The organism is Flavobacterium sp. ENC (genome assembly GCF_020991415.1).
Classification (GTDB): Bacteria; Bacteroidota; Bacteroidia; order Flavobacteriales; family Flavobacteriaceae; genus Flavobacterium.
On record NZ_JAJMOY010000005.1, the window covers coordinates 322,205 to 348,951 of the forward strand.

Below are 26,747 nucleotides of genomic sequence, written 5' to 3' on the forward strand. Positions count from 1 at the left end.
TCCTTTAATATCGATAAGTAATTCTTGCTTTTGACAAATCATAAGGACTCATTTCCAGTTTCACTTTATCACCAGGTAATAACTTGATGTAATGCATACGCATTTTACCAGAAATATGAGCAATTACGATATGTCCATTTTCTAACTCTACACGGAACATCGCATTTGACAATGCTTCGATGATTGATCCGTCTTGTTCTATTGCTGATTGTTTTGCCATAAATATATTAAGCTACCGCTTTTCTATTTTTACCAGTCTTCATTAAACCATCATAATGTTTGTTTAACAAGTATGAATTGATTTGTTGAATAGTATCTATCGCAACACCAACCATAATTATTAATGAGGTACCTCCAAAAAACATTGCCCAAGATTGTTGTACATCCATAATACTTACAACAATAGCTGGGAACACAGCAATCAAAGCAAGGAATAAAGATCCTGGGAAAGTTATTAAAGACATCACTTTATCAAGAAAATCTGAAGTCTCAGCTCCTGGACGAACTCCCGGAATGAAACCACCGCTTCTCTTTAAATCATCAGCCATTTTGTTAGTAGGTACTGTGATAGCAGTATAGAAAAATGTAAATACAATAATTAAAGTTGCAAAAACAAAATTATACCAAAATCCAAATATATTACTAAATGCTCCAACGATAGATTGTGATGTGTCTGATTTAGACAATCCAGCTACAGCTGCAGGAATAAACATAATTGCCTGCGCAAAAATAATTGGCATAACTCCCGAAGCATTAAGCTTAAGAGGAATCCATTGTCTATTACCACCTGCTAAATCTTGTTCGTAATCTCCAGTTGTTGTACGACGAGCGTATTGAACAGGAATTCTACGTACTGCCATTGTAAGCAATACACAAGATATAATTACTAATAACCACACAATAATTTCAATAACTAATAACATTGGACCTCCATTGTTATTGGTAACTCTGGTTGTAAATTCTTGTATAAAAGCTTGCGGTAAACGCGCTAAGATACCAACCATAATCAACAATGAAATTCCATTTCCAATACCTTTATCCGTAATTTTTTCTCCAAGCCACATAGCGAAAATTGTACCAGTAACTAAGATAATAACAGAAGAGAACAAAAATTCAGGTGAATTAAAGCCTAGTAAGAATGCACTTCCAGGTAACGTTCTGTATAAATTGTAGATATAAGTTGGACCTTGAACCAGTGTAATAGCTATAGTCAACCAACGAGTGATTTGATTAATCTTTTTTCTGCCACTCTCTCCATCGTTTTGAAGTTTTTGTAAATAAGGAATCGCAATTCCCATCAACTGAACAACAATAGATGCAGAAATATAAGGCATAATACCTAAAGCAAAAACTGAAGCTTTAGAGAAAGCACCTCCTGTAAACATGTCCAGGATAGATCCTAAACCATTTTTAGTTTGTCCCGCTAAACCTGTTAATTGAGTTGCGTCAATACCAGGCAGCGTTACATGTGCACCAAAACGATATACCAAAAGCAATCCTAATGTAATTAAGATTCTATTTTTCAGTTCTTCGATTTTCCAAACATTACTTATTGATTCAATAAATTTCTTCATCTTAATAGATAAGTTATATAGTTACAGCTTCTCCTCCAGCAGCTTCAATAGCAGCTTTTGCAGTAGCAGTAAATTTGTGGGCAGTTACTTTTAATTTTGCTTTCAATTCTCCTCTACCTAAAATCTTAACGATCTCATTTTTGGTAGCCAGACGATTTGCTACGTAATCTGTCATAGAAACAGAATCAGTAATAACACCATTGTCTACTAATAATTGAAGCGTATCTAAATTAACACCTTCGTATTCTTTACGATTGATGTTTGTGAAACCAAACTTAGGCACACGTCTTTGAAGTGGCATTTGCCCTCCCTCAAAACCAATCTTTTTAGAATAACCAGAACGAGATTTTGCTCCTTTGTGACCTCTTGCAGAAGTACCACCTTTTCCTGAACCTTCTCCTCTACCTAATCTTTTATTTTGATTGTGTGTTGACCCTTCAGCTGGTTGTAAGTTACTTAAATTCATAACAGTATTTGTTATTTAGCTTCTTCGACAGAAACTAAGTGTTTAACTTTGTTTATCATACCAAGGATAGCAGGGTTTGAATCATGCTCTACAACTTGTCCCATTTTACGTAGACCTAAAGCTTCCAAACCTCTCTTTTGAGAAAGAGGACAGTTGATTTTGCTTCTTACTTGTTTTACTAATAATTTAGCCATAATTTCCTTGAATTAACCTTTAAAAACTTTTTCTAAAGAAACACCTCTTTGTTTTGCAACAGTGTGAGCGCTTCTCATTTGTAATAAAGCATCAAAAGTTGCTTTTACCACGTTATGAGGATTTGATGATCCTTGAGATTTAGATAATACATCGTGAATACCAACTGATTCAAGAACTGAACGAACAGCTCCACCAGCAATAACTCCTGTACCATGGGAAGCAGGAATTAAGAATACACGTGCACCACCAAATTTACCTTTTTGTTCGTGAGGAACAGATTGTCCGTTCAAAGGAATTTTTACTAAATTTTTCTTAGCATCTTCTACTGCTTTCGCAATTGCTTCAGAAACGTCTTTAGATTTTCCTAATCCGTGACCAACTACTCCGTTTTCATCACCTACAACTACAATAGCAGAAAAACCGAAAGCTCTACCACCCTTTGTAACTTTAGTAACACGATTAACACTTACCAGACGATCTTTAAGTTCAAGACCACTTGGTTTTACCAATTCTACATTTTTGTATTTAGACATAATATATTAGAATTTAAGTCCAGCCGCTCTTGCGCCTTCTGCTAATGATTTAATACGACCGTGATATAAATATCCACCTCTGTCAAAAGTGATGGTATCAATCCCGGCTTTTAACGCTTTTTCAGCAACTAGTTTTCCAACTGCAGCAGCTACTTCAACGTTAGTACCTTTTCCTATTTCTTTTTCTCTTGAAGATGCAGCTAATATAGTAACTCCGTTTACGTCATCAATAAGTTGAGCATAAATTTCTTTGTTACTTCTAAATACAGATAGTCTTGGGTTAGTAGCAGTACCACTAATCGTTTTTCTAATTCTGAATCTAATTCTCTGTCTTCTATCAGATTTTGTTAATGACATAATCTTATTTTTTAAGCTGATTTACCTGCTTTTCTTCTTAATACTTCACCCACAAATTTAACACCTTTTCCTTTATATGGCTCTGGCTTACGGAAACCTCTGATTTTCGCAGCAACCTGACCTAAAAGTTGTTTATCAAATGATGTTAATTTTACGATAGGGTTTTTACCTTTTTCAGATATTGTTTCTAGAGCTACTTCCGGAGCAATTTCTAAAACAATATTGTGAGAATATCCAAGAGCTAAATCTAACTTTTGACCTTGGTTTGAAGCTCTGTAACCAACTCCAACTAATTCAAGTTCCTTTGTAAAACCTTCAGACACACCAATAATCATGTTATTGATCAATGATCTGTATAATCCGTGTTTTGCTCTTTGGTCTTTATGATCAGACGATCTTTCTAACAGAACCTGATCGCCTTCAACTTTTACAGTAATGTCCGAAAACTCCTGAGTTAGTTGACCTTTTTTTCCTTTTACCGTAACGATACCGTCTTTAACTTCTACAGTTACTCCAGCAGCGATTACAATTGGGCTTTTACCTATTCTTGACATCTTATCTAGTCTTTAAAATTAGTATACGTAACAAATTACTTCACCACCTACATTTAATTGTTTCGCTTGTTTTCCAGTCATAAGACCTTTTGAAGTTGAAACAATTGCAATTCCTAATCCGTTAAGGATTCTTGGTAATTTGGCAGCACCTGCGTATTTACGTAAACCAGGTTTACTAATTCTTTGGATATCTTTAATTACAGGCTCTTTAGTATCTTTATCATACTTCAAAGCAATTTTGATTGAACCCTGAACGGTGTTGTCCTCAAATTTGTAACTCAAGATATAACCCTGATCAAATAAGATCTTGGTTATTTCTTTTTTTAGATTAGAAGCTGGAATTTCAACAACTTTGTGGTTTGCAGCCACGGCGTTACGAACTCTAGTCAAATAATCTGCAATAGGATCTGTATACATATGTATTTGATTGCGATTATGGTTTTCGGGAGGCACTCGCCTCCCGAACCTTTAATCAATTAAAATTATTTTTTGGTTTGCAAAAGTACTAACTTATTGCGAGATTACCAAGATGCTTTTTTAACTCCGGGAATTAATCCATTATTAGCCATCTCACGGAAAGTTACACGTGAAATACCGAATTGACGGATATAACCTCTTGGTCTGCCTGTTAATTTACAACGATTGTGCAAACGAACTGGTGAAGCATTTTTAGGTAATTTTTGTAAACCTTCAAAATCTCCAGCTTCTTTCAAAGCTTTTCTTTTCTCAGCATACTTAGCTACCGTTTTCTCTCTTTTCACCTCACGGGCTTTCATTGATTCTTTAGCCATGTCTTAATTCTTTTTAAAAGGTAATCCTAATTCAGCCAATAATGACTTTGCTTCCTTGTCTGTTTTTGCAGTAGTAACAAATGTAATATCCATTCCTGAAATTTTGTTTACTTTGTCAATATCAATTTCAGGGAAAATGATTTGCTCCAAAACTCCAAGGTTGTAATTACCTCTTCCGTCGAAACCAGTAGCTTTGATACCACTAAAATCTCTAACGCGTGGCAAAGCAGAAGTAATAAGTCTATCTAAAAACTCATACATTCTTTCACCACGTAAAGTAACTTTTGCTCCAATAGGCATCCCTTTTCTCAATTTAAAAGACGCAACGTCTTTCTTTGAAATTGTAGATACTGCTTTTTGTCCAGTGATCTTTGTTAACTCATCAACTGCATAGTCAATAAGTTTTTTATCAGATACAGCTGCACCAACTCCACGGCTCAAAACGATTTTTTCAAGTTTTGGAACTTGCATTACGTTTGTATATCCGAATTCCTCTTTAAGAGCAGAGATTACTCTACTCTTATATTCTTCTTTTAGTCTAGGTGTATATGCCATTACTATAGTACTTGATTAGATTTTTTTGAAAATCTTACTTTCTTATCTCCTTCTACTCTAATACCAACTCTAGTTGTTTCCTTTGTTTTAGGATCAATTAGTGAAATGTTAGATATTTGTATAGAAGCTTCTTTCTTAACGATACCACCTTGAGGGTTTTTAGCACTTGGTTTTGTATGTTTCGAAACCATGTTTACACCTTCAACTATCGCTTTATTTTTCTCACGGTAAACACGTAGAACTTTACCTTCAGCACCTTTATGGTCTCCAGCAATAACTCTTACGATATCTCCTGATTTAATTTTTAGCTTTATCATCTTAAAACGAATTAAAGCACTTCTGGTGCTAATGATACAATTTTCATGAATTGTTTTTCACGAAGTTCTCTTGCTACCGGACCAAAAACACGTGTTCCTCTCATTTCCCCTGCAGCGTTCAAAAGAACACATGCATTATCATCGAAACGGATATAAGAACCATCAGCTCTTCTCACTTCTTTTTTGGTACGTACAACAACTGCAGTTGAAACAGCTCCTTTTTTAACGTTACCGTTAGGAGTTGCATCTTTAATAGATACTACAATCTTGTCACCAACAGAGGCATACCTTCTTTTGGTACCTCCTAAAACACGGATAGTTAAAACTTCTTTTGCTCCCGTGTTATCTGCTACTTTTAGTCTTGATTCCTGTTGTACCATAATTATTTAGCTCTTTCTAAGATTTCAACTAATCTCCAACATTTTGTTTTACTTAAAGGACGCGTTTCGCTAATTCTTACAGTATCTCCAATGTTACAGTCGTTTGTTTCGTCGTGTGCAACGTATTTCTTTGTTTTCAACACGAACTTACCGTATAACGGGTGTTTTACTTTTCTTACTTCAGCAATAACAATAGATTTATCCATTTTATTTGAAGTAACAACACCTATTCTTTCTTTTCTTAAATTTCTTTTTTCTTCCATCTTTCAGCAGAATACAATTATTGTAACTCTCTTTTAGTTAGCTCTGTAGCCAATCTTGCAACTGTTCTTCTTACACTTCTGATTTGAAGTGGGTTCTCAATTGGAGAAATAGCGTGGGCCATTTTTAGGTCAGCATATATCTTCTTAGTTTGACTAAGTTTTTCTTGCAACTCCGCTGCAGAAAGATCTTTTATTTCTGATTGTTTCATAATATACTATTAATTATGCTTCGAAATCTCTAGCAACGACGAACTTAGTTTTTACTGGAAGCTTTTGAGCTGCAAGACGTAACGCCTCTTTTGCAACTGATAAAGGAACTCCTCCAACTTCAAACATAATTCTTCCGGGTTTAACAACGGCAGCCCAATATTCAACGGCACCTTTACCTTTACCCATACGTACCTCAAGAGGTTTCTTAGTAATTGGTTTGTCTGGAAATATTTTGATCCATAATTGTCCTTCTCTCTTCATGAAACGAGTTGCAGCAATACGCGCAGCTTCGATTTGACGAGACGTTAAGAACATTCCATCTTCATGTACAGATTTAATACCAAACATTCCATTAGAAAGTTCATGCCCTCTTTGAGAGTTACCTTTCATTTTACCTTTCTGTACCTTACGGTATTTTGTTCTTTTAGGCTGTAACATTTTTCTTTAGTTTAAAAATTTACTTTCTTTTACGAGCGTCTGGTTTTCCACCTTTATTAAAGGGTTTTCTGTCTCCTCTTGGAGAATCACCACCTTTACCACCACCAGTTCCGGATTGTTTTTTATCCATTCCTGCAAGTGGGGAAAGATCTCTCTTTCCATAAACTTCACCTTTCATGATCCATACTTTGATACCCATTCTACCGTAAGTAGTGTGAGCTTCAGCCAAAGCATAATCAATATCAGCTCTGAAAGTTGATAGAGGAATTCTACCTTCTTTGAAACCTTCTGAACGCGCCATCTCTGCACCATTCAAACGACCAGAAATCAAAACTTTGATACCTTCAGCGTTCATACGCATAGAAGCAGCAATAGCCATTTTGATTGCACGTCTGTAAGAAATACGGCTTTCGATTTGACGAGCGATGCTTGTCGCCACAAGATAAGCATCTAACTCAGGTCTTTTAATTTCAAAGATGTTGATTTGAACCTCTTTGTCAGTAACTTTCTTAAGTTCTTCTTTCAACTTGTCTACCTCTTGTCCGCCTTTTCCGATAATGATACCAGGTCTTGCAGTAGTGATAGTAACGGTTACAAGTTTCAAAGTTCTCTCGATGATTACTTTAGATACACTAGCTTTTGATAAACGAGCGTGGATATACTTTCTGATTTTGTGATCTTCGGCAAGTTTGTCACCGTAATCATTTCCACCATACCAGTTTGAGTCCCACCCTCTGATGATACCAAGTCTATTTCCAATTGGATTTGTCTTTTGTCCCATGCTGCTTAAGAATTGCTTTGTGTGTTATTGATAGCTCCAAGCACGATTGTTACGTGGTTAGAACGTTTTCTTATTCTGTGTGCACGACCTTGTGGAGCTGGACGAAGTCTTTTCAACATCATTCCACCATCTACTCTGATCTCTTTAACAAATAATCCAGCTTCTTCTAAATTACCTTCACTATTTTTTTGCTCCCAGTTGTTGATTGCAGATAATAATAGTTTCTCTAATTTTCTTGAAGCCTCTTTAGAACTGAATCTTAAGATGTTAAGTGCTCTTTCTACCTTCTGACCTCTTACCAAGTCCGCTACTAAGCGCATTTTTCTAGGTGAAGTAGGGCAGTTATTCAATTTTGCGAAAGCAATAGACTTATTAGCCTCTTTTCTCGCATCTGCTGTTTCTCTTTTACGAACTCCCATTGCTTCTTATTTTTTACCTTTATTTTTTGCTCCAGCATGACCTCTAAAAGATCTAGTTGGTGAAAATTCTCCTAATTTGTGACCTACCATGTTTTCTGTTACGTAAACTGGTACAAATTGACGACCGTTATGAACTGCGATTGTTTGTCCAACGAAATCCGGAGTAATCATAGAAGCTCTAGACCAAGTCTTTACTACACTATTTTTACCACTTTCTACGTTTTCCTGAACTTTCTTGTCTAACTTATAATGAACGAAAGGTCCTTTTTTTAATGAACGTGCCATATCTTATTATTTCTTTCTACGTTCTACGATATACTTGTTACTCGGGTTTTTCTTAGAACGAGTTCTATAACCTTTTGCTGGTATTCCATTTCTTGAACGTGGATGTCCACCAGAAGAACGTCCTTCTCCACCACCCATTGGGTGATCAACAGGGTTCATTGCAACAGGTCTTGTTCTAGGTCTTCTTCCTAACCATCTTGTTCTACCAGCTTTTCCTGATACAACTAATTGGTGGTCTGAATTAGAAACAGCTCCAATTGTAGCCGAACAAGTTAACAAGATCAATCTTGTTTCACCAGATGGCATTTTAATTGTAGCATATTTTCCGTCTCTTGCCATTAACTGAGCAAATGTACCAGCTGAACGAGCGATTACCGCTCCCTGACCTGGACGTAACTCAATACAAGAGATTACAGTTCCTAAAGGAATTCTGCTTAAAGGTAATGTATTACCAATTTCAGGTTGAGATTCTGGACCAGAAACTAATTTCTGACCAACTTTCAATCCGTTTTGTGCAATTACATAAGTTTTCTCACCATCAGCATAAGCTAATAAAGCGATAAATGCAGTACGATTTGGATCATATTCGATTGATTTCACTGTAGCCGGAATTCCTTCTTTTGTACGTTTGAAATCAATAATACGATATCTCTGCTTGTGACCACCACCCGTATAACGCATGGTCATCTTTCCTTGACTATTTCTACCTCCAGAGTTTTTTATCGGCGCTATCAAAGAGCGTTCCGGCTTATCAGTTGTAATGGCGTCATAACCATTCACAACTCTAAATCGCTGACCTGGGGTAATAGGTTTTAATTTTCTTACTGACATTTTTCTATCTTAGATATTGTTGTAAAAATCAATTGTTTCTCCTTCTTGTACTTGAACAATCGCTTTCTTAATTGCATTTGTCTTTCCACTGATCAAACCACTTTTAGTGTATTTTGTAGTTCTGTCCGGTCTTACGTTCATCGTGTTAACTGAAACGATAGTTACTCCATAAGCAGCTTCAATAGCTTTCTTAATCTGAACTTTGTTTGCTTTTTTGTCAACAACGAATCCGAAGCGGTTTAAAACTTCACTTTCTTTGGTTACTTTTTCTGTTACTATAGGTCTAATTATGATACTCATATTCCTATTATTTGCTTAAATTTTCTTCAATTAACTCCAAAGAACCTTCTAAAAGCACTAAATTGTTAGTGTTTAAAATAGCGTAAGTGCTTAATTCTGAGCTAGTTACGACATTAGAAGCCTTTAAATTGCGTGAGGACAAATATACATTTTTATTCGACTCTCCCAACACAAATAGAGATTTTTTATTTTCTAACCCTAAAGCTTTCAAAACGTTAATGAAATTTTTAGTGTTTGGAGTTTCAAATTTAAAGTCCTCAAGAACGATAATATTTGACTCTTTTGCTTTGATTGAGAACGCTGATTTTCTTGCCAATCTTTTCAAGCTTTTATTCAATTTGAATGAATAACTTCTTGGTCTTGGTCCGAAAACTGTTCCACCACCTTTAAACAATGGATTTTTGATACTTCCCGCACGAGCTGTACCTGTTCCTTTTTGTTTCTTAATCTTACGTGTACTTCCTGTCACTTCAGCTCTTTCTTTAGCTTTGTGAGTTCCTTGTCTTTGATTAGCAAGATATTGCTTAACATCAAGGTATACAGCGTGATTGTTTGGTTCAATTGCGAATACTGAATCAGAAAGTTGAACTTTTCTTCCAGTATCTTTTCCGTTGAAATCTAATACTTTTACTTCCATTACTTCTGAATGATTACATAAGAGTTTTTATGTCCAGGAACACATCCTTTAATAACAAGTAGGTTCTTTTCAGCTACTACTTTTAAAACTCTAAGGTTTTGAACTTTTACATTGTCTCCTCCCATTCTTCCAGCCATACGCATTCCTTTGAATACTCTGGATGGATAAGAAGAAGCTCCCACAGAACCTGGCGCTCTTAAACGGTTGTGTTGACCGTGAGTTGCTTGTCCAACACCACCAAATCCGTGACGTTTAACAACCCCTTGAAAACCTTTACCTTTAGATACACCTTGTACATCTACAAATTCTCCTTCAGCAAAAATAGAAACATCAATAAGATCTCCTAATTTTTGTTCAGTTGCAAAATCTTGAAATTCAACGACTTTTTTCTTAGCAACAGTTCCAGCTTTTTTAAAGTGACCTAAAGCCGCTTTAGTGGAATGTTTCTCGTTTTTGTCATCGAAACCAAGTTGCAACGCTTCGTACCCGTCAACACCTTTGGTTCTGACTTGGGTAACAACACACGGCCCAGCCTCGATTACTGTACAAGGAATGTTTTTCCCGTTTTCGTCGAAAATACTAGTCATGCCGATTTTTTTACCAATTAACCCAGACATAAATATTAATTATTAATTACTAAAATTCCCTTCAATTTGAAAATAACAGAAATTTCCAAACAGGGAGTGCAAAAGTAGACATTAAAATTGAATATACCAAACGGTTACAAAAATTAAATCGCTCATTATCAAAATCCAAGCATCAAAGCTTCTACTAAGAACATTCTGTTAATAAAAAAAATACCGAACATCTCTATTAAGCCCTAAAAACATTTTTCTTAACAATTACTTAATTTAGCTCTTGAAAATCTTTGGCAACAGCCTAAACAAAAGACATTTCATCAAAAAGTGACAATTAAAACAAATACAATTAAAACTAAAAAAGACACTCCAATCTGAACCAAAAAATAAAAACGAAACATTGCCAGCTCTCTTTTGCATTTAAAATATAATTGTAAAAAACTTTTCTCTTTTTTTACCGATTTAACAATTTAAAATTACCAACCTTTCCTTTATCGTAACTATCCTTCAAATTTACAAGTTCCAAAACTTCGACAGTAATTATTTACACACGCGCTTAGCATCGTAAAGAACAAAACGAATGCCTCAATCCATACCGTGTAAAGAAAACAATTATACTCTTCTCAGAACACTCTAAACAACTCCACTACAACTTTCACAAACTATATTTACTGTTAAATTTCACAACAAAACAAAAAGACCACTTCGTTACCCGAAGTGGCCTTTTTTAAAAGTTACTTATTTTATTAAAAAGATTATTTCTCTTTTAATAATTTTTCTAAATATTCATTTTTATCTTTTTCAGCCTGAACTAATCGCTCGTATAATTTTTTATTTTCATCATAAACTTCAACTAATTTATCAAGAGGATGAAATGTACAATGATTCGTTCCAAAATTAAACGCACCGCTATTAGTTGTATCATTAAATGTGTTGAAATAATTAAACACCCCTTCTTCCGAGAAATTTTTAATAGCTTCCACAGTTACGCCCAGAGCCTTTGCTACTTCAACTAATTTTTCTTCATCAATAGTCTCGCTGTTTTCCATAATAGAAACAGCCTGCTGATTGGTCCCTAATGCCTGCGCTAAGGCTTCTTGCTTCATGTCTTTTAGCTCACGAATACGGCTTATTTTACGCCCTATGTGATTTGGTTTTGTTGCTGTACTCATAATTCAAAGATAATAATTAAGTTCAATAATAAGTATTGGGTAAAAAATATTTAGCGTAGTATAATACGAGAGACTATCCCACGCTTTTTCAATATTATTTAAATATAATATTTTTCTTATAAATAATTTATTTTAAAGTTAAATATAAAATACAAAGCAACAACAGTAAAACTAAAATCTTCTACCTATATATATTCCAGGTTAAAACATTCAATTTATCACATAAAAAAAGCGAGACATTGCTGTCTCGCTTTCCTATATAAAATATAATCTAATTATACTTTGATCTCCACTTCAACTCCACTTGGCAATTCAAGTTTCATTAATGCATCGATAGTTTTAGATGAAGATGAATAAATATCAATCAATCTCTTGTATGACATTACTTCAAATTGCTCTCTCGCTTTTTTGTTAACGTGCGGAGAACGTAACACAGTGAAAAGTTTTTTGTGAGTTGGTAACGGAATTGGACCTGTTACAACTGCTCCAGTAGTTTTTACTGTTTTTACGATCTTTTCAGCAGACTTGTCTACCAACATGTGATCGTAAGATTTTAGTTTTATTCTGATTTTTTGACTCATTTTCTTAAGAATTAAGCGTTACCTTTTGCTTTTTTAATTACAGCTTCTGAAATATTAGAAGGTGTTTCTGCATAGTGAGAAAACTCCATTGTTGAAGTAGCTCTACCAGAAGACAATGTTCTTAATGTTGTTACATATCCAAACATTTCTGATAAAGGCACATCAGCTTTAATAGTTTTAGCACCGTTTCTGTCACCCATGTCATTTACCTGACCTCTACGACGGTTGATATCACCTACGATATCCCCCATGTTTTCTTCAGGAGTAATAACTTCCATTTTCATGATTGGCTCCAAAATAATCGCACCAGCAGCTTTAGCTACTTCTCTATAACCCATTCTAGCAGCTAACTCAAAAGAAAGTGCATCTGAATCGACAGGGTGGAAAGATCCGTCCGTCAAAGTTACTTTTAAACTATCCACCTGATAACCTGCCAATGGACCTGTTTTCATAGCTTCACGGAAACCTTTTTCTACAGAAGGGATATATTCTTTAGGAACGTTACCACCTTTTACTGCATTGATAAACTGTAATCCAACAGGAACTTTACCGTCAACTTCGTCAGCTGGCTCAAGTGTAAATACGATATCACCGAATTTACCACGACCTCCTGATTGTTTCTTGTAAGTCTCTCTGTGTGTTGCAGTTCTTGTAAACGCTTCTTTATATTCAACTTGAGGCTCACCTTGGTTCACTTCAACTTTAAATTCACGTTTCATACGATCTACAAGGATATCTAAGTGAAGCTCACCCATACCTGAGATAATAGTTTGCCCTGAAGCCTCATCTGTTCTAACAGTAAATGTTGGATCCTCTTCAGCTAATTTAGCCAAAGCCATACCCATTTTATCAACGTCAGCTTTAGTTTTAGGTTCAATTGCAATACCAATTACCGGTGCAGGGAATTTCATAGACTCAAGAATGATTGGGTGTTTTTCATCACACAATGTATCTCCAGTTTTGATATCTTTAAATCCAACAGCAGCTCCAATATCTCCAGCCTCAATATATTCGATTGGATTTTGTTTGTTAGCGTGCATTTGGTAGATACGAGAAATTCTTTCTTTATTTCCTGAACGAGTGTTCAAAACATAAGAACCAGCATCTAAACGACCAGAGTAAGCACGGAAGAAAGCTAAACGACCTACGAATGGGTCAGTAGCAATTTTAAATGCCAAAGCAGCGAACGGCTCTTTTACATCTGGCTTACGCAAGATTTTAGTTTGATCTTCTTCTAACAATTCAGCATCATCAGGGTGAATTCCTTCGATACCTTCCTTGTCCATTGGAGAAGGTAAATATTTACAAACTGCATCTAACATGAATTGAACTCCTTTGTTTTTGAAAGAAGAACCAGCGATCATCGGGATGATAGCCATATCCATAGTAGCAGCTCTTAAAGCGTTGTTGATTTCTTCCTCTGTAATAGAGTTTTCATCTTCCATGAATTTCTCTAAAAGATTTTCATCGTAGTCAGCAACTGCTTCAATAAGAATAGATCTGTATTCTTTAACTTCAGCTAACATATCCTCAGGGATTGGCACAATATCAAAAGTTGCCCCTTGAGTAGCATCATGCCAGATGATAGCTTGGTTTTTTACTAAATCTACAACACCTTTGAAATCATTTTCTTCACCAATTGGCAAAGTGATTGCAACAGCATTAGATTTCAACATATCACGAACTTGTTGACAAACTGCCAAAAAGTTAGATCCCTGACGGTCCATTTTGTTTACGAATCCCATACGTGGAACTCTGTACTGATCAGCAAGTCTCCAGTTAGTTTCTGATTGAGGCTCAACACCATCAACAGCACTAAACAAGAAAACCAATCCATCAAGTACACGTAAAGAACGGTTTACCTCTACAGTAAAGTCAACGTGTCCGGGAGTATCAATGATATTAAAGTGGTATGGCAATGATTCAGGCAAAACTTTACCTTGTTCAGTTGGAAAATTCCACTCACAAGTTGTTGCAGCCGAAGTAATTGTAATACCTCTTTCTTGCTCTTGAGCCATCCAGTCCATTGTTGCAGCACCATCGTGTACTTCACCAATTTTGTGTGACTTTCCAGTATAAAAAAGGATACGCTCAGTTGTTGTTGTTTTACCAGCATCAATGTGAGCAGCAATTCCGATATTTCTTGTATATTTTAAATCTCTAGCCATTTCTTACGAATTAAAATCTAAAGTGAGAGAAAGCTTTATTAGCCTCTGCCATCTTGTGAGTATCCATTCTTTTCTTAACCGCAGCACCTTCTTCTTTAGCAGCAGCTAAACATTCTGACGCTAAACGTTGTGCCATAGATTTTTCATTTCTTCTTCTGGAATAAAGTATTAACCACTTCATTGCCATAGAAATTTTTCTGTCTGGTCTAATTTGCATTGGAATTTGAAATGTAGCTCCACCCACTCTACGACTACGTACTTCTACGTGAGGCATAACGTTTGTTAAAGCATCTTTCCAAATTTCTAATGAAGATTTTTCTGAATCCTGCTTTTTAGACTCAATGATGTCAATTGCATCATAAAATACTTTGAAAGCTGTAGATTTCTTACCATCCCACATTAAGTTGTTCACAAAACGTGTTACCAATTGATCGTTAAATCTTGGATCTGGTAAAAGTGGTCTTTTCTTTGCCGCTCTTTTTCTCATGTCTTTTTTTTAATAAAAAGTTATAGGTCATCCGTTAAATGTTATGTTGTTACAGACTTCTACCAAAGTTTCAATCCCTAACCCTTAACTCCTAACCTCCAACTCTTAACGTTTTAAATTACTTTTTTGCTTCTTTTGGGCGTTTAGCACCGTACTTAGATCTTCTTTGCGTTCTTCCTGCAACTCCTGACGTGTCAAGCGCTCCACGAACGATATGATATCTAACACCTGGTAAATCTTTTACCCTTCCACCTCGCACTAATACTATCGAGTGCTCTTGTAAATTGTGTCCTTCTCCAGGGATGTAAGCATTCACTTCATTACCATTTGTCAAACGTACACGCGCAACTTTACGCATTGCAGAGTTTGGTTTTTTTGGTGTAGTAGTGTAAACACGCGTACAAACCCCTCTTCTTTGAGGACAAGAATCTAAAGCAACCGATTTACTCTTCTTAGTGATCTGAGTTCTTCCTGTTCTTACTAATTGTTGAATTGTTGGCATAATTAATACTAAAAATTTATTATGTATATTAAATTCCCGCTTTTTACGGGGTTGCAAATGTATAAAATATTTTTCACTATACAAACGTTAAATCATTAATTTTCAATAACATTATTTATCCTTATGATTTTAGAAACAAACAATAGATATTTGCAATACATTTAATAAACTACAGTTAACACTTGAAAAAACTTTTAACCATATTGATTTTCATTACAGGAATGAGCTCCCATGCCCAGAATTTTTATCTGGAAATTAAAGGAAGCAATCAGAACGAAAGCAAAATCATAGACTCCTTACATTATTTAACAAAGCACAGCAATATAAAATCCTTATTTGATGAAACAAATAAAACATCAAAAATGCTTGAAAAAAAAGGATATCTGGATAACACCATATTAGAAATCACCAAATTAAATGACACTGCCTACCGGTCTATAATAAGCCTTAAAAACAAAACAAAAAACATTCATATATATATAGGTAGAAATAATTCGTTTTTTAATTCATCCGAAATACAAAAAGACACCTTAATTATTCCGTATGCAGAACTTGAAGATTATTTAAATCAAAAAATAATTGAGGCAGCAAAACAAGGTTTCGCTTTAAGTAAAATAAAACTTGAAAATATTCAGAGAAAGAATTCGGTAATTTATGCGGACTTAAATTTTAAATCCGAAAAAAAACGTATCGTAAATTCAATTATTCTAAATTACACAGATAATAAAGGAAAGGATTTTTTTCCAAAAGGACATTTAAAACAATTAAATAAAAAATACCTTAACAAGACATTCAATCAACAAATAACAAAACAACTGTATGATGACATCAATAGTTTTGAATTTATCTCTCAGACAAAATATCCTGAAATATTATTTACTACAGATTCCACAAAAATATACACCTATATTGAAAAAAGAAGAGCCAACAATTTTGACGGGTATATTGGCTTTTCAAACGACGAAAACAAAAAAGTAAACCTGAACGGATATCTCGACATTACTTTACAAAATATTCTTCATTCCGGAGAAAAATTCTCGCTGTACTGGAAAAGCGACGGAAACCAACAAAAAACATTTGACACAAAATTAGAAATTCCATACATCTTCAAAACATCCCTTGGCATAAAAGCCCAGCTAAATATATTTAAACAAGACAGTACTTTTCAAAATACCAAAACTGCGATCGATCTGGGCTATTATCTTAATTATAATTCAAAAATATATCTTGGCTATCAATCTACAGAATCAAGCGACATTCAGAATACAAATAACTTTTCGATTAGCGATTACAAAAACTCCTACCTCACTTCAACCTTAGAGTATAAAAAAATTGACATTGCGAACGACCTTCTCCCTAAAAAAGCTTTTTTAAACTTTATAATGGGATACGGAAAAAGAGATACCAACAACGATCCTCAAACTGCAGAATCAAGCAAACAATTTTACTCCAGCTTAAACATTTCGTATAATTTTGAACTGAACGAAAAGAACTTTATTAACATAAATTCACAAAATTTTTATTTAAAAAGTAAAAATTACATTTCTAACGAATTGCAGCGTTTTGGCGGTATAAATTCAATAAGAGGCTTTTTAGAAAATAGTTTACAGGCAAATTTCAATTCCTTAATTCTTACAGAATACCGATATATTGTCTCTAAAAACCTATTCGTTCATTCTGTTACAGATTACGGCTTATACCAAGACCTGACAAGCAATTTGAATAAAAATAAAATTAAAAAATTAATAGGAATCGGAGTTGGGACTGCCATTCAGACCAAAAACGGTTTATTAAAAATAATCCTAACAAACGGAGGAGAAAACATTAAAGACCTTGAATTATATAACACTATCATAAACATATGTTATAATGTTAAATTTTAGGGTTTATCAAAAAAAGATTTTTATTTATTAGGAAAGTTAACAAATTATTAAGAGTTTTGCGATACTAATTCAAAATATTTAAAAATGAAACTAAAGTTCAATGGATTCTTAGTGCTTTTACTAGTACTAGTGGCGCAACTAACTTTCGCGCAAGAAAGATCTGTTTCAGGGATGGTTTCTGATAATACAGGTATGCCTTTGCCAGGTGTAAGTGTATTGATCAAAGGAACAAAAACTGGAACGCAAACTGATTTTGATGGTAAATTCTCTATCAAAGCATCAACAAGCCAAGTTTTGGTATTTAGCTACATTGGGATGAAATCTCAGGAAGTAGCGGCAAGTTCATCAGTAATCAATGTAAAATTAGGTGCTGATGCAAATGAACTTGAAGCAGTTGTTGTAACAACGGCTTTAGGTATTAAAAGAGAGAAAAAATCTCTTGGTTACTCTGCTCAATCAGTATCAGCAGAACAAGTAGGAACAGTTCCAACAGGAAACTTCGTAAATAACTTATCTGGTAAAGTTGCAGGTCTTAGTGTAACTCAGGGTACTAACTTTGGAGGATCTACAAACGTTGTTCTTAGAGGTTTCAAATCTCTTTTAGGAGATAACCAGGCTTTATTTGTTGTTGATGGTGTGCCAATTTTGAACAACAACGTAAACAGTGCGGATCAAAAAAGTGGTAGAGGTGGTTTCGATTATGGTAATGCCGCTTCTGATATCAACCCAAATAACATTGCTGAGATCAACGTATTAAAAGGTGCTGCTGCAACAGCTCTTTACGGATCAAGAGCACAAAATGGTGCGATCATTATTACTACTAAAAAAGGAAAAGCAAGAAATGACATGGCTGTAGAGTTTTCATCTTCTTACACTATGGGTACTGTAGATAAAAAAACTTTCCCTGAATATCAAACAGAATATGGTCAAGGATATTTTGGACAAAGATTTTCAACTTACCTGGGACAGCCAAGAGCTAGAACTGGAGATGATGCATCTTACGGACCTAAATATGATGGTTCTTTAGTATACCAATACAATTCATTTATACCAGGATCTGCTACTTTTGGACAAAGAACTCCATGGGTTGCTGCAAAGAATGGTCCAATTGAATTTTTTGACACTGCAACATCAACTGTAAACAATATCGCATTAAGCGGTGGTAGCGATAAAGCAACTTACAGATTAACTTATGCTAACACAAACAGTTCTGACATTTTACCAAATTCTTTATTAAGCAAGAATAACTTTAATGCTTCAGCTACTTATAAATTTAGCGACAAATTAAGCTCTACATTCAACGCAACTTATGTAGCTCAAAACACACGTAACAGAAATACAACTGGTTACGGAGGAAATCAAATTGCTGGTTTCAGACAATGGTGGGCAAACAACGTTGATCTTAACGATCAAAAAGATTTCTACAACATGAGCCACCAAAACTATACTTGGAACATGGCAAGTGCTACGAATATCTCTCCTGCATACTGGGATAACCCTTACTTCGGAAGATACCAAAACTACAATAACGATAGTAGAAAAAGATTTGCTGCAAATGCAAGTGTAACTTATGATGTATCTAAAAGTTTAAGTTTCACAGGTAGAATGGGTACTGATGGTTTCACTATGACAACTGAAGACAGAATCGCTGCAGGTTCAACTCCGGCAACTTTAGGATCTAACTCAAATCTTGCAAATCTACCTGCACAACCATCTGGTTACGCTTTAGATATCTATGATTACAGCGAACAAAATTATGATTTCCTGGCAACTTACAAGAGAGATCTAGCTGAAGAATTAAATCTTAATGTTATCGTTGGTAGTAACTACAACGTACAAAGTAAATTCTCTAATCAACAAATGACATCTGGTGGATTGTATGTTCCTGGATTGTATACTATTTCTAACTCTGTATCAGCTCCGGCTCTACCTAGAATCATAGACACAAGAAAAGAAGTACTTGGTTTGTTTGCACAAGCAACATTAGGTTACAAAGGAACTTACTATTTAGAAGGTTCTGTAAGAAGAGATGAATCATCTGCTTTACCGGTAGACAACAATGCATACTGGTATTCTGCAGTTTCTGGAAGTGTTATCTTCTCAAACTGGTTAAAAGATGTTGAATTCATCAATTTCGGTAAATTCAGAGCAGCTTACGCTCAGGTAGGTGGTGACACAGATCCTAATTCATTACAAAATGCCTACACTGCAAGAACTCCATTTGGAACAGCAGTTTACTCTTATAATACAACTGCAAGAAATCCAAACTTGAAACCACAACAATTAGACAACGTCGAGTTAGGTTTGAACATGCAATTTGCAAAAAACAGAGTTGGATTTGATGTTGCTTGGTTCCAAAACAAAGCTTACGATCAAATTTTACCATTACCTGTATCTACATCTACTGGATCAGCATTCAACACTGTTAACGCAGGTACATTAACAACAAAAGGATTTGAGGTTTCACTTAACGCTACTCCTTTTAAAACGGCTAACTTTGCTTGGGATGTAAATATCAACTGGTCTAATCCTAACACAAAAGTTACAGAATTAGCTCCAGGTATTGAGAACATCAACATTAACTCACTTCAGGGTGGTGTTAGTATAAATGCTCCTCTTAACCAGGATTACGGTCAAATCTGGGGAACAACTTATGTACTTGATGCTTCTGGAAACAGAATTATCGGAGATAACGGTGCTTACGTAGTTTCTACTACTACTGACAACAAATTAGGAACATACCAAGCTGATTGGGCTGGTGGTATCAACAATAAATTCACTTACAAAAACCTTTCTTTCAGTTTCTTAATTGATGTGAAAAAAGGAGGAAGTGTTTTCTCACTTGATCAATACTACGGTTACGGAACAGGTATTTATGCTAATTCAGTTGGAAACAATGATTTAGGAAACCCAATAAGAAATACATTAGCTAATGGTGGTGGTGAAATTCTACAAGGTGTTATGGCAAATCCTGCTTACACTCCAGGAGGAACTCAACCACAATACATAACAAACACTACAAGATTAGACAGATCTCAATCAAGCCAGGTTTTCGGTACAGATCCACCTGCTGCTGCATTTGTTTACGATGCAGGATTTGTAAAATTAAGAGAAGTTGTTTTCACATACAATCTTCCTGAAAGTATCTTAGGAAAATCTGTTAAAGGAGCTTCATTTAGCTTAATAGGTAACAATCTTTGGATCATTGACAAAAGTTTACCATATTCTGATCCAGAAGCTGGATTGTCTTCAGGTAACACACAAGGATACCAATCAGGACCTATGCCGACAACAAGAAATATTTCTTTTAATGTCAAAGTTAATTTTTAAAAAAAATAAAAATGAAAAAAATCATAGCAATATTAACAATAGGATTGTCTTTGACAGCTTGTGTTAATGAAGATATAAATACAGATCCAAACAGTGCGTACACTGTTGTGCCCGGATCGTTAATTAATTACGCACAGAAAGAATTAAGCGATTACCTGAATACACCAAGCGTAAACGAAAATAACTTTAGGCTTACCATGCAGTATTGGCAAGAAACAACGTATGTAAACGAAAGTAATTATGACTTTACAAACAGAAATGTTTCTAATCAGATCTATTCTGACAATTATGTAAATGTATTAAACAATCTAGGTAAAGCTAAAGATGCGATTAATGCTTATGCACCAACTGCAACTGAAGTAGCAGGATGGCCAAAAAACAAAAAAAATCAGTTAGCTATAATTGATATTATACAAGTTTTCACTTACCAACGTTTAGTGGATACTTTTGGTAACGTTCCTTATACTCAGGCAGCAAATCTTCTTGCTTATCCTTTGCCTGCTTATGACGACGGAGCTACAATTTATACGGATTTGATTGCCAGAATCAATGCAGACATCGCTAATTTAGATGCCAGCGCAACTGGATTTCAATCTTTCAGTGATGGTGACCAATACTACCATGGAGATATCGCAAAATGGACTGTATTTGCTAACTCTCTAAAATTAAAACTTGGAATCGGAATAGCGGATTCTAATCCTACTTTAGCACAAACAACTGCACTTGCAGCTATTGCAGCCGGAGTAATGACATCTCCTGCAGATAACGGTCAATTCCAATATTTAGCAGCATCTCCAAATTACAATCCTTTATACGAAAATTTAGAGGCTAGTGGTAGAGAAGATTATATTGCTGGTAAAACATTAATTGATTTCATGAAGACTTCAGCTGATCCAAGACTTGACGATTATTATGACGAAGTACCTGGTGGTGGTTATATTGGTCAGACAATTGGTGAAGGTGGTGAATTTGCAGAATTTTCTCATATTGGTGAATTTGCATACACTCCTACAACTCCAGGTGTGATATTAAACTATACAGAAGTTGCTTTCTATATCGCAGAAGCTAACGCTCGTTGGAATCCAGCAGCTGCTGCAACTGCTTACAACACAGCTGTAACTGCTTCTATCGTAGAATGGGGTGGTACTCCGGCTGAAGCTGTAACTTACCTTGCAACTCATCCTTACGATGCAGTTAACTGGAAAAAATCAATTGGAGAGCAAGCTTGGGTAGCTATGTTTAACCAAGCCTTAACTTCCTGGAATTTCTGGAGAAGATTAGACTTCCCTGTATTAACAGCTCCTGCTACAGCTATTATCAATGCTGGTGGTAAAGTTCCTGTAAGAATGGCATACCCAGTATTAGAGCAACAAGTAAACAGCTCAAACTGGAAAGCTGCATCTACAGCTATCGGTGGAGATTTATTGACTACAAAATTATTCTGGGATAAATTCTAATTTATTCTCAAATAAACATATTAAAACCACTCTGTTCATTCAGAGTGGTTTTTTTTTATATCAACATTATGCCTATATTTGCCCCATGGAAAAAGAACATCAAATATTTGGAATTAGAGCCATTATAGAAGCAATTCAGGCAGGTAAGGAAGTAGATAAAGTATTCATCCAAAAGGAAATTTCAGGTGAATTAATGAAAGACCTGATGAAGGTGATGAAACGCGCCAACATCAATTTCTCTTATGTTCCTGTAGAAAAACTAAACAGATTAACACCTAATAATCACCAGGGCGCTGTAGCCACAATTTCACCTATCGGTTTTATTGACTTAGAGCATCTTGTCGAATCTACTATTGAATCCGGTGCAAAACCTTTGTTTCTAATATTGGATCAAATCTCTGATGCCCGAAATTTTGGCGCTATTATCCGTACTGCTGAATGTACTGGTGTGAACGGAATTATTGTTCAAAAAGCCGGGTCTGCTCCCGTAAACGGAGATACCGTAAAAACATCAGCGGGTGCAGTTTTTAATGTTCCAATCTGTAAAGTGGAGCATATTAAAGATGCTATATTCTATCTTCAGGGTTCAGGGATTAAAACTGTTGCCGCAACTGAAAAAACAGAGCACAACATTTATGATTTATCACTGAATGAACCGGTAGCCATAATAATGGGATCTGAAGATCGCGGAATAAACCCTTCGGTGCTTAAAATTGTAGATGAAAAAGCAAAACTCCCAATGTTCGGAACAATAGGCTCTTTAAATGTATCAGTTGCTTGTGGCGCTTTTCTATACGAAGCTGTCCGCCAAAGAAGTTAATACTAAAGTTTAGATTGGTAATGAATCATTTTAATTAACTGAATGCTTGCTGACTCAACCTTAAAATGATTAATAAAATATATACTTATCCATAATAGTTTTGCAAATGACTGTTATGGATATTTTTTTTACTGCACGTTATAGAATCGCCTATCCTCCCCTGCTACTAATTTATATCCGATTCTTCACTTTTTCGAATCGTGTAATTCACTAAAACATTTGAATTAAAATAAGTCATTACATCCTCGGTTTCTTCTTCCGGAATCTCCGTATTGACAAAATTGCCTTCTGCATCAAAGTGTTTCATAAAAGAATCGGCTTCCGGATTAAAATCTGGTTTTTGCCACTCGTAAACAATCGGCTTGGCATAATCAGGAGTTTTATAAAAAAGAGTAAGCGCAAAACCGGTCAAAAAACCAGCCAGATGTCCTTCCCAGGAAATTGTGTTATCAATATCCGGAAAAACATACCAGATCATTCCGCCGTAAAGCAGCACCACGGAAAAAGAAAGGGCTACTAATCTGTAATATCTGGTTTGTATTCCTTTAAAAAAAATAAAACTGACCAATACATAAATTAAGCCACTGGCTCCAATATGATAATTTTCCCTGCCGATGATCCAGGTAATCAAGCCGGAGAATATAATTCCATAACCAAGAACCGCATAAACCTGTTTTGGATAAAAAAACTGCATCGCAGCCAACAATACTAACAGAGGAATAGAGTTATTATACAAATGACCCAGATTTTCATGAATAAACGGGCTAAATAAAACGCCTTGTAAACCTGAAAAATCCCGGGGATAAATTCCGTTTTGGTAAAAATCAAAATCAAAGCGAATCTGAAACCAGTACACTATCCAAAGAAAAAGCACAAAAAATACCGGAAGTCCGATAACAGCATTTGAAAACTTAAAATGATCGTCATTCATAATTCCAATAATAGGTTCAGGATTAAATATCAAAAAACTATCCAAATATAATTTACTGATAATTTGTCAGCTAACCGAAAATATTCTTAAATCCTTTTTTTAGCCCTGATGGAAGTGGCATCCTTTTTCTGGCTTCTTTAGCCAGGAAAAGATATAGCGAACAGCAGGAAATAGCTCCTCAAAATAACAAAATTAAATTGAAAACCGTAATTTTACAAAATGGAAGCACCGTTAGCAGAGCGAATTCGCCCACAAAAATTAGAAGATTATATTAGTCAGCACCATTTGGTTGGCCCAAACGGTTCGTTGACGCAACAGATATCCAAGGGAATTATACCTTCATTGATTTTTTGGGGGCCTCCCGGAACCGGAAAAACGACATTGGCCCAGATTATTGCACAGGAATCAAAACGTCCTTTTTACATTTTAAGTGCCATAAATTCGGGAGTAAAAGATATTCGCGATGTCATTGAAAAAGCAAAACAAAGCGGCGGTTTATTTACTGCCAGAAACCCGATTTTGTTTATTGATGAGATTCACAGATTTAGTAAATCGCAACAAGATTCCCTTTTGGCCGCTGTAGAAAAAGGATGGATTACATTAATTGGTGCTACAACCGAAAATCCAAGCTTTGAAGTTATCCCTGCCCTACTTTCCCGCTGTCAGGTTTATATACTGAATGCTTTTAGCAAAAATGACCTGGAAGCCCTTTTGCAACGGGCAATGAAGACCGATAGTGAATTAGCTTCAAAAAATATAGTCCTGAAAGAAACCGAGGCTTTATTACGACTTTCTGGCGGAGATGGCAGAAAACTTCTTAATATTTTTGAACTGGTGGTGAATGCATCTCCGGACGGAGAAATTGTTATTACGAATGACCGTGTATTTGAGCTGGTGCAGCAAAATACTGTTTTGTATGACAAAACCGGAGAGCAGCATTACGATATTGTTTCTGCCTTTATAAAATCAATCAGGGGAAGTGATCCGAATGGAGCTGTGTATTGGCTGGCCCGAATGATTGAAGGCGGCGAAGATGTAAAATTTATTGCCAGACGAATGCTGATCTTATCGAGTGAAGACATCGGAAATGCCAATCCTACGGCTTTTATTATGGCCAATAATACCTTTCAGGCGGTATCGACAATTGGTTATCCTGAAAGCCGGATTATATTGAGTCAGTGTGCTATTTATTTAGCCACTTCACCCAAAAGCAATGCATCGTATATGGCGATTGGAAATGCACAGCAACTGGTGAAACAAACCGGAGATTTGCCGGTTCCGATTCATCTGCGAAATGCTCCAACTAAATTGATGAAGGAACTGGGTTATGGTGAAGATTACAAATATTCCCATGATTATGCTAATAATTTTGCAGACCAGGAGTTTTTGCCGGATCCTATAAAAGAAACGGTTCTTTATAATCCGGGAAGCAATTCCAGAGAGAACAGCAACCGCGAATTTCTAAAGAACCGCTGGAAAGACAAATATGGTTATTAAACCGTATTTTATATTTTAGAATTTAACGGATACCTTTTCAGATACCATTTTGTCATTTTGGTAATATTCAAAAAACCACTGATTATCTTTAGCATTTAAGGTCCCCTGAATACCATCCTTAATTGCTATGAATGAATCTGCACGTGAGGTTTTAAGCAATTTCATAACTACTTTTGGCGTTTTATCAATCAATTGATATCCCGTTTCTGTCGGCTGTGCATAAAGTAAATTCGGATCTGAAGTATCTGCAACCGGAGCAGCAACAACTGTAGTCGTCGCTACAGCAGGAACTGAAGCAGCGGCATTAGAAATCTTAGCCGGAGCTGATGTTGCAACAGCTTTCCCATTATAGGCATAATGCAAAGCATTGACAGATAAAAATGCCTGTTCAAGAGCTTCTCTGTAAGCAATTTCATAATCTTTCTCTTTGCTTTTTCCAATTTCAGAAGTGTAAACCACTTTTCCGTAGCAGTCTTTAAATTCAGCAAAAAGTTTCGTTACTAAAAATCCGCTTTCTCTTTTTACGTCAATGTATAAAAGCTGACAACGATCGTTATATTCAGCAGGAATTTCTTCATTTACATAAAAGGCTTTAAAACCGGCCTTCACTAAATTTGATTTCGTAGTGGTTGCTAATCTGTATTGATTATCGGTTTTAAGAAAGTCATATTTCAACGGAATAATGACTGCTTTATAATCGTTTACAGATTGCGAAAACCCAATAACTGAAACTAAAAGTGCCATCAACAAAAATTTAATTTTCATAATTATAAATATTTTTTAAGTTCTAATAAGTGATTTATTTGTTTAATATTTTGCGGTGCCTCGATTTTCTTGTCGTTAAAGAAGATCGCATCTAAACCGGCATTTAAAGCGCCGTTTACATCCGCATCAAGACAATCTCCAATCATAATGCAGTTTTCTTTTGAAGCTTTGGCCAAATTTACCGCATAATCAAAGATAATACTATTTGGCTTTTTTACACCTGCCAACTCCGAATTTGTTATAGTGACAAAATAGCCCGAAAGTTGGGCATTATTAATTTTTTTATCCTGAACCCCGGCAAAACCATTTGTGATGATGTGCAATTTGTATTTTGGCTTTAAGTATTCCAAAATCTCAATAGCCCCGTCAAAAAGATGATTATTCTCTGTTAGAAGTTCAATATAATCATTTGCAATGGCATCGATATCGGGATCCGAAATCTGATGGTTTAAAGCATCAAAGGAGAATTTCAGCCGGTTGTAACGCAACTCCTGATGGGTAATTTTATCATGTTGGTATAATTTCCAGCAAGCCTGATTGATGGGCATGTACTTCTCTATAAAATCAGCTGTGATTATGTGCGGGTAATTTGCTTTAAAAATGCGATCGAAAGCCATCTCTGAATTTTTATCAAAATCCCAAAGTGTGTGGTCTAAGTCGAAAAAGATATCGGTAATCGTAGTACTCATA

35 protein-coding genes are annotated in these 26,747 nt (G+C 35.4%); 5 read left to right on the forward strand and 30 right to left on the reverse strand.

The window, feature by feature from the left end; genetic code table 11:
- Positions 1-4: 4 nt before the first annotated feature.
- The 27 genes from infA to rpsL form a co-directional block, all read right to left on the reverse strand.
- Positions 5-220, reverse strand: coding sequence for a translation initiation factor IF-1 (gene infA / locus LPB89_RS15530; protein WP_007136545.1), 216 nt, complete (start codon positions 218-220; stop codon positions 5-7).
- Positions 221-227: 7 nt separating this feature from the next.
- On the reverse strand, positions 228-1,574 hold the full coding sequence (gene secY, locus LPB89_RS15535; RefSeq protein ID WP_089049758.1) for a preprotein translocase subunit SecY: 1,347 nt from the start codon (positions 1,572-1,574) through the stop codon (positions 228-230).
- A 13-nt stretch (positions 1,575-1,587) separates the two neighbouring features.
- Positions 1,588-2,040, reverse strand: a complete 453-nt coding sequence (gene rplO / locus LPB89_RS15540; RefSeq protein WP_007803667.1) for a 50S ribosomal protein L15 — start codon at positions 2,038-2,040, stop codon at positions 1,588-1,590.
- 11 nt (positions 2,041-2,051) lie between these two features.
- Complete coding sequence (gene rpmD, locus LPB89_RS15545; protein ID WP_017495010.1) at positions 2,052-2,234, reverse strand: 50S ribosomal protein L30; 183 nt, start codon at positions 2,232-2,234, stop codon at positions 2,052-2,054.
- 12 nt (positions 2,235-2,246) lie between these two features.
- Positions 2,247-2,771: a 30S ribosomal protein S5 gene (gene rpsE, locus LPB89_RS15550; protein ID WP_085950926.1), complete on the reverse strand. Its 525-nt coding sequence runs from the start codon at positions 2,769-2,771 to the stop codon at positions 2,247-2,249.
- 3 nt (positions 2,772-2,774) lie between these two features.
- On the reverse strand, positions 2,775-3,125 hold the full coding sequence (gene rplR / locus LPB89_RS15555; RefSeq protein WP_127338521.1) for a 50S ribosomal protein L18: 351 nt from the start codon (positions 3,123-3,125) through the stop codon (positions 2,775-2,777).
- A gap of 11 nt (positions 3,126-3,136) precedes the next feature.
- Positions 3,137-3,679, reverse strand: a complete 543-nt coding sequence (gene rplF / locus LPB89_RS15560) for a 50S ribosomal protein L6 (RefSeq protein ID WP_042565877.1) — start codon at positions 3,677-3,679, stop codon at positions 3,137-3,139.
- Between the two features lie 18 nt (positions 3,680-3,697).
- A complete protein-coding gene (gene rpsH / locus LPB89_RS15565) occupies positions 3,698-4,096 on the reverse strand; it encodes a 30S ribosomal protein S8 (RefSeq protein WP_007803657.1) in 399 nt (132 codons plus the stop codon).
- A 104-nt stretch (positions 4,097-4,200) separates the two neighbouring features.
- A complete protein-coding gene (gene rpsN / locus LPB89_RS15570; protein ID WP_007803655.1) occupies positions 4,201-4,470 on the reverse strand; it encodes a 30S ribosomal protein S14 in 270 nt (89 codons plus the stop codon).
- A gap of 3 nt (positions 4,471-4,473) precedes the next feature.
- Positions 4,474-5,025 carry a 50S ribosomal protein L5 gene (gene rplE, locus LPB89_RS15575; RefSeq protein WP_017495015.1) on the reverse strand — a complete coding sequence of 184 codons (552 nt, stop codon included), beginning with the start codon at positions 5,023-5,025 and terminating at the stop codon, positions 4,474-4,476.
- 2 nt (positions 5,026-5,027) lie between these two features.
- Positions 5,028-5,342: a 50S ribosomal protein L24 gene (rplX, locus tag LPB89_RS15580; RefSeq protein ID WP_007803650.1), complete on the reverse strand. Its 315-nt coding sequence runs from the start codon at positions 5,340-5,342 to the stop codon at positions 5,028-5,030.
- A gap of 11 nt (positions 5,343-5,353) precedes the next feature.
- Positions 5,354-5,722 (reverse strand): 50S ribosomal protein L14, encoded by a 369-nt coding sequence (gene rplN / locus LPB89_RS15585; protein WP_007803649.1) that lies wholly within the window; start codon positions 5,720-5,722, stop codon positions 5,354-5,356.
- Positions 5,723-5,724: 2 nt separating this feature from the next.
- Entirely contained in the window at positions 5,725-5,985 is a 261-nt protein-coding gene (rpsQ, locus tag LPB89_RS15590; protein WP_007803646.1) for a 30S ribosomal protein S17, read from the reverse strand.
- 17 nt (positions 5,986-6,002) lie between these two features.
- Positions 6,003-6,194, reverse strand: coding sequence for a 50S ribosomal protein L29 (gene rpmC, locus LPB89_RS15595; protein ID WP_007803639.1), 192 nt, complete (start codon positions 6,192-6,194; stop codon positions 6,003-6,005).
- A gap of 13 nt (positions 6,195-6,207) precedes the next feature.
- Positions 6,208-6,633: a 50S ribosomal protein L16 gene (gene rplP / locus LPB89_RS15600; protein ID WP_007803637.1), complete on the reverse strand. Its 426-nt coding sequence runs from the start codon at positions 6,631-6,633 to the stop codon at positions 6,208-6,210.
- Positions 6,634-6,652: 19 nt separating this feature from the next.
- Positions 6,653-7,414 (reverse strand): 30S ribosomal protein S3, encoded by a 762-nt coding sequence (rpsC, locus tag LPB89_RS15605; protein WP_007803635.1) that lies wholly within the window; start codon positions 7,412-7,414, stop codon positions 6,653-6,655.
- Positions 7,415-7,419: 5 nt separating this feature from the next.
- Positions 7,420-7,833, reverse strand: coding sequence for a 50S ribosomal protein L22 (gene rplV / locus LPB89_RS15610; protein ID WP_007803631.1), 414 nt, complete (start codon positions 7,831-7,833; stop codon positions 7,420-7,422).
- Positions 7,834-7,839: 6 nt separating this feature from the next.
- Positions 7,840-8,118: a 30S ribosomal protein S19 gene (gene rpsS, locus LPB89_RS15615; protein ID WP_012022488.1), complete on the reverse strand. Its 279-nt coding sequence runs from the start codon at positions 8,116-8,118 to the stop codon at positions 7,840-7,842.
- Positions 8,119-8,124: 6 nt separating this feature from the next.
- Entirely contained in the window at positions 8,125-8,949 is an 825-nt protein-coding gene (gene rplB, locus LPB89_RS15620) for a 50S ribosomal protein L2 (protein ID WP_059114053.1), read from the reverse strand.
- 9 nt (positions 8,950-8,958) lie between these two features.
- Positions 8,959-9,249 carry a 50S ribosomal protein L23 gene (gene rplW / locus LPB89_RS15625; protein ID WP_007803621.1) on the reverse strand — a complete coding sequence of 97 codons (291 nt, stop codon included), beginning with the start codon at positions 9,247-9,249 and terminating at the stop codon, positions 8,959-8,961.
- 7 nt (positions 9,250-9,256) lie between these two features.
- Positions 9,257-9,886, reverse strand: coding sequence for a 50S ribosomal protein L4 (rplD, locus tag LPB89_RS15630; RefSeq protein WP_154339874.1), 630 nt, complete (start codon positions 9,884-9,886; stop codon positions 9,257-9,259).
- The gene (rplC, locus tag LPB89_RS15635) at positions 9,886-10,503 is read right to left on the reverse strand and encodes a 50S ribosomal protein L3 (protein WP_007803612.1); all 618 of its coding nucleotides are present in this window, start codon (positions 10,501-10,503) and stop codon (positions 9,886-9,888) included. Before rplC ends, rplD begins: the two co-directional genes overlap by 1 nt.
- Positions 10,504-11,219: 716 nt before the next feature.
- A complete protein-coding gene (locus LPB89_RS15640; RefSeq protein WP_230702635.1) occupies positions 11,220-11,636 on the reverse strand; it encodes a helix-turn-helix domain-containing protein in 417 nt (138 codons plus the stop codon).
- Positions 11,637-11,911: 275 nt separating this feature from the next.
- A complete protein-coding gene (rpsJ, locus tag LPB89_RS15645; RefSeq protein ID WP_007803605.1) occupies positions 11,912-12,217 on the reverse strand; it encodes a 30S ribosomal protein S10 in 306 nt (101 codons plus the stop codon).
- An 11-nt stretch (positions 12,218-12,228) separates the two neighbouring features.
- Complete coding sequence (gene fusA, locus LPB89_RS15650; RefSeq protein ID WP_127338524.1) at positions 12,229-14,385, reverse strand: elongation factor G; 2,157 nt, start codon at positions 14,383-14,385, stop codon at positions 12,229-12,231.
- Positions 14,386-14,395: 10 nt separating this feature from the next.
- A complete protein-coding gene (rpsG, locus tag LPB89_RS15655; protein WP_007803600.1) occupies positions 14,396-14,872 on the reverse strand; it encodes a 30S ribosomal protein S7 in 477 nt (158 codons plus the stop codon).
- A gap of 118 nt (positions 14,873-14,990) precedes the next feature.
- A complete protein-coding gene (rpsL, locus tag LPB89_RS15660) occupies positions 14,991-15,374 on the reverse strand; it encodes a 30S ribosomal protein S12 (RefSeq protein ID WP_007136570.1) in 384 nt (127 codons plus the stop codon).
- 182 nt (positions 15,375-15,556) lie between these two features.
- Between rpsL and LPB89_RS15665 the strand changes: the two genes are divergently transcribed.
- The 4 genes from LPB89_RS15665 (at position 15,557) to rlmB (ending at position 22,864) form a co-directional block, all read left to right on the forward strand.
- Positions 15,557-17,257, forward strand: a complete 1,701-nt coding sequence (locus LPB89_RS15665; RefSeq protein ID WP_370635536.1) for a hypothetical protein — start codon at positions 15,557-15,559, stop codon at positions 17,255-17,257.
- A gap of 84 nt (positions 17,258-17,341) precedes the next feature.
- Entirely contained in the window at positions 17,342-20,587 is a 3,246-nt protein-coding gene (locus LPB89_RS15670) for a SusC/RagA family TonB-linked outer membrane protein (protein ID WP_230702636.1), read from the forward strand.
- Positions 20,588-20,598: 11 nt separating this feature from the next.
- Positions 20,599-22,044 carry a SusD/RagB family nutrient-binding outer membrane lipoprotein gene (locus tag LPB89_RS15675; RefSeq protein WP_230702637.1) on the forward strand — a complete coding sequence of 482 codons (1,446 nt, stop codon included), beginning with the start codon at positions 20,599-20,601 and terminating at the stop codon, positions 22,042-22,044.
- Between the two features lie 85 nt (positions 22,045-22,129).
- A complete protein-coding gene (gene rlmB, locus LPB89_RS15680; RefSeq protein ID WP_127338527.1) occupies positions 22,130-22,864 on the forward strand; it encodes a 23S rRNA (guanosine(2251)-2'-O)-methyltransferase RlmB in 735 nt (244 codons plus the stop codon).
- Positions 22,865-23,030: 166 nt separating this feature from the next.
- Here the strand turns inward: rlmB and LPB89_RS15685 are convergent, their stop codons facing one another.
- Entirely contained in the window at positions 23,031-23,795 is a 765-nt protein-coding gene (locus LPB89_RS15685) for a rhomboid family intramembrane serine protease (protein ID WP_230702638.1), read from the reverse strand.
- A 219-nt stretch (positions 23,796-24,014) separates the two neighbouring features.
- On the opposite strand from LPB89_RS15685, the gene LPB89_RS15690 reads away from it, so the two are divergent.
- Positions 24,015-25,292, forward strand: a complete 1,278-nt coding sequence (locus LPB89_RS15690; RefSeq protein WP_230702639.1) for a replication-associated recombination protein A — start codon at positions 24,015-24,017, stop codon at positions 25,290-25,292.
- A gap of 15 nt (positions 25,293-25,307) precedes the next feature.
- Here the strand turns inward: LPB89_RS15690 and LPB89_RS15695 are convergent, their stop codons facing one another.
- Together LPB89_RS15695 and LPB89_RS15700 are read right to left on the reverse strand one after the other, a co-directional pair.
- Complete coding sequence (locus LPB89_RS15695) at positions 25,308-26,057, reverse strand: hypothetical protein (protein ID WP_230702640.1); 750 nt, start codon at positions 26,055-26,057, stop codon at positions 25,308-25,310.
- Between the two features lie 2 nt (positions 26,058-26,059).
- Positions 26,060-26,746, reverse strand: a complete 687-nt coding sequence (locus LPB89_RS15700; RefSeq protein ID WP_230702641.1) for a YjjG family noncanonical pyrimidine nucleotidase — start codon at positions 26,744-26,746, stop codon at positions 26,060-26,062.
- Between the last annotated feature and the right edge of the window lies 1 nt (position 26,747).

Bases quoted from the DNA above. Each gene is read 5' to 3' on its own strand.
- infA (WP_007136545.1), bottom strand. From the start codon at position 220: ATGGCAAAACAATCAGCAATAGAACAAGACGGATCAATCATCGAAGCA.
- secY (WP_089049758.1), bottom strand. From the start codon at position 1,574: ATGAAGAAATTTATTGAATCAATAAGTAATGTTTGGAAAATCGAAGAA.
- rplO (WP_007803667.1), bottom strand. From the start codon at position 2,040: ATGAATTTAAGTAACTTACAACCAGCTGAAGGGTCAACACACAATCAA.
- rpmD (WP_017495010.1), bottom strand. From the start codon at position 2,234: ATGGCTAAATTATTAGTAAAACAAGTAAGAAGCAAAATCAACTGTCCT.
- rplR (WP_127338521.1), bottom strand. From the start codon at position 3,125: ATGTCATTAACAAAATCTGATAGAAGACAGAGAATTAGATTCAGAATT.
- rplF (WP_042565877.1), bottom strand. From the start codon at position 3,679: ATGTCAAGAATAGGTAAAAGCCCAATTGTAATCGCTGCTGGAGTAACT.
- rpsH (WP_007803657.1), bottom strand. From the start codon at position 4,096: ATGTATACAGATCCTATTGCAGATTATTTGACTAGAGTTCGTAACGCC.
- rpsN (WP_007803655.1), bottom strand. From the start codon at position 4,470: ATGGCTAAAGAATCAATGAAAGCCCGTGAGGTGAAAAGAGAGAAAACG.
- rplE (WP_017495015.1), bottom strand. From the start codon at position 5,025: ATGGCATATACACCTAGACTAAAAGAAGAATATAAGAGTAGAGTAATC.
- rplX (WP_007803650.1), bottom strand. From the start codon at position 5,342: ATGATAAAGCTAAAAATTAAATCAGGAGATATCGTAAGAGTTATTGCT.
- rplN (WP_007803649.1), bottom strand. From the start codon at position 5,722: ATGGTACAACAGGAATCAAGACTAAAAGTAGCAGATAACACGGGAGCA.
- rpsQ (WP_007803646.1), bottom strand. From the start codon at position 5,985: ATGGAAGAAAAAAGAAATTTAAGAAAAGAAAGAATAGGTGTTGTTACT.
- rpmC (WP_007803639.1), bottom strand. From the start codon at position 6,194: ATGAAACAATCAGAAATAAAAGATCTTTCTGCAGCGGAGTTGCAAGAA.
- rplP (WP_007803637.1), bottom strand. From the start codon at position 6,633: ATGTTACAGCCTAAAAGAACAAAATACCGTAAGGTACAGAAAGGTAAA.
- rpsC (WP_007803635.1), bottom strand. From the start codon at position 7,414: ATGGGACAAAAGACAAATCCAATTGGAAATAGACTTGGTATCATCAGA.
- rplV (WP_007803631.1), bottom strand. From the start codon at position 7,833: ATGGGAGTTCGTAAAAGAGAAACAGCAGATGCGAGAAAAGAGGCTAAT.
- rpsS (WP_012022488.1), bottom strand. From the start codon at position 8,118: ATGGCACGTTCATTAAAAAAAGGACCTTTCGTTCATTATAAGTTAGAC.
- rplB (WP_059114053.1), bottom strand. From the start codon at position 8,949: ATGTCAGTAAGAAAATTAAAACCTATTACCCCAGGTCAGCGATTTAGA.
- rplW (WP_007803621.1), bottom strand. From the start codon at position 9,249: ATGAGTATCATAATTAGACCTATAGTAACAGAAAAAGTAACCAAAGAA.
- rplD (WP_154339874.1), bottom strand. From the start codon at position 9,886: ATGGAAGTAAAAGTATTAGATTTCAACGGAAAAGATACTGGAAGAAAA.
- rplC (WP_007803612.1), bottom strand. From the start codon at position 10,503: ATGTCTGGGTTAATTGGTAAAAAAATCGGCATGACTAGTATTTTCGAC.
- LPB89_RS15640 (WP_230702635.1), bottom strand. From the start codon at position 11,636: ATGAGTACAGCAACAAAACCAAATCACATAGGGCGTAAAATAAGCCGT.
- rpsJ (WP_007803605.1), bottom strand. From the start codon at position 12,217: ATGAGTCAAAAAATCAGAATAAAACTAAAATCTTACGATCACATGTTG.
- fusA (WP_127338524.1), bottom strand. From the start codon at position 14,385: ATGGCTAGAGATTTAAAATATACAAGAAATATCGGAATTGCTGCTCAC.
- rpsG (WP_007803600.1), bottom strand. From the start codon at position 14,872: ATGAGAAAAAGAGCGGCAAAGAAAAGACCACTTTTACCAGATCCAAGA.
- rpsL (WP_007136570.1), bottom strand. From the start codon at position 15,374: ATGCCAACAATTCAACAATTAGTAAGAACAGGAAGAACTCAGATCACT.
- LPB89_RS15670 (WP_230702636.1), top strand. From the start codon at position 17,342: ATGAAACTAAAGTTCAATGGATTCTTAGTGCTTTTACTAGTACTAGTG.
- LPB89_RS15675 (WP_230702637.1), top strand. From the start codon at position 20,599: ATGAAAAAAATCATAGCAATATTAACAATAGGATTGTCTTTGACAGCT.
- rlmB (WP_127338527.1), top strand. From the start codon at position 22,130: ATGGAAAAAGAACATCAAATATTTGGAATTAGAGCCATTATAGAAGCA.
- LPB89_RS15685 (WP_230702638.1), bottom strand. From the start codon at position 23,795: ATGAATGACGATCATTTTAAGTTTTCAAATGCTGTTATCGGACTTCCG.
- LPB89_RS15690 (WP_230702639.1), top strand. From the start codon at position 24,015: ATGGAAGCACCGTTAGCAGAGCGAATTCGCCCACAAAAATTAGAAGAT.
- LPB89_RS15695 (WP_230702640.1), bottom strand. From the start codon at position 26,057: ATGAAAATTAAATTTTTGTTGATGGCACTTTTAGTTTCAGTTATTGGG.
- LPB89_RS15700 (WP_230702641.1), bottom strand. From the start codon at position 26,746: ATGAGTACTACGATTACCGATATCTTTTTCGACTTAGACCACACACTT.